Below are 828 nucleotides of genomic sequence, written 5' to 3'. Positions count from 1 at the left end.
ACTTCTAGTCAAACCACGTCCACCGCTATGCCCATCTCTTCCAGCCTGCGGATAAACTCAGGATCTGTCTTGTCGTCAGTAATCACCCTGCTCAGATCGGTTACTTTAGCAAAGGTGTAAAGGGCCACCTGGTTGAACTTACTATGATCAGCCAAAAAATAGGCTTCTCGGGCACACTGCACGATAAGCTTTTTCATCTCAGCCTCATTCAAATCGGGATCGGTCAATCCTTCCTCAAAGGCTATCCCCTTGGCCGATACGAAGGCTTTGTCGGCATGAATATCACTTATAAATTTCTCGGCTGCCGGGCCTACCAGAGAGAGGGTCTTCCAGCGCAGATTTCCTCCTGTGGAGACCACCTGGATTTCTTTGTTGCTGGACAGCTCCATCAGAGTGCTGACAAAGTTGGTGATTACGGTGAGATTGGAGCGCTCCTTGAGCTCTTTGGCCAGAGCTAGAGTAGTAGTGCTGGAGTCTAAGGCCACAGAGTCACCTTCACTTATGTACTCTACAGCCTTTCTGGCAATTCTTCTCTTTTCCTCCCAGTTAGTCTGAAGTCGGCGCATAAAGGAGGTCTCCAGGGCGGTACTGAGGTTTTTGATAGCTCCACCTAAAGTCTTCTTGAGATAGCCCTCTTTTTCCAGCCTCTCCAGATCCCGGTAAATGGTCATTTCGGAGACATCGAAGAGCTGGCTGAGCTCTTCCACTCTGACCGCGCTTTGGGAATCAATCATCTCTATTATCTTGCGCCGCCGGGAGGTTACCTGCATCTTGAGTATGTACTTGCTCCTCTTTATGCAAATTTATTGTTATTGTAAATCCAGAAGG

General features: G+C 48.6%; 1 protein-coding gene. It reads right to left on the bottom strand.

The window, feature by feature from the left end:
• Positions 1-8: 8 nt before the first annotated feature.
• Positions 9-770 (bottom strand): DeoR/GlpR family DNA-binding transcription regulator, encoded by a 762-nt coding sequence (locus HW443_RS12120; RefSeq protein WP_176235667.1) that lies wholly within the window; start codon positions 768-770, stop codon positions 9-11.
• Positions 771-828 lie beyond the last annotated feature (58 nt).

Origin of the sequence: Candidatus Hakubella thermalkaliphila (genome assembly GCF_013281975.1) — a bacterium.
GTDB classification, from domain to species: domain Bacteria; phylum Actinomycetota; class Humimicrobiia; order Hakubellales; family Hakubellaceae; genus Hakubella; species Hakubella thermalkaliphila.
This window is presented reverse-complemented; position numbering and strand designations above follow the sequence as displayed.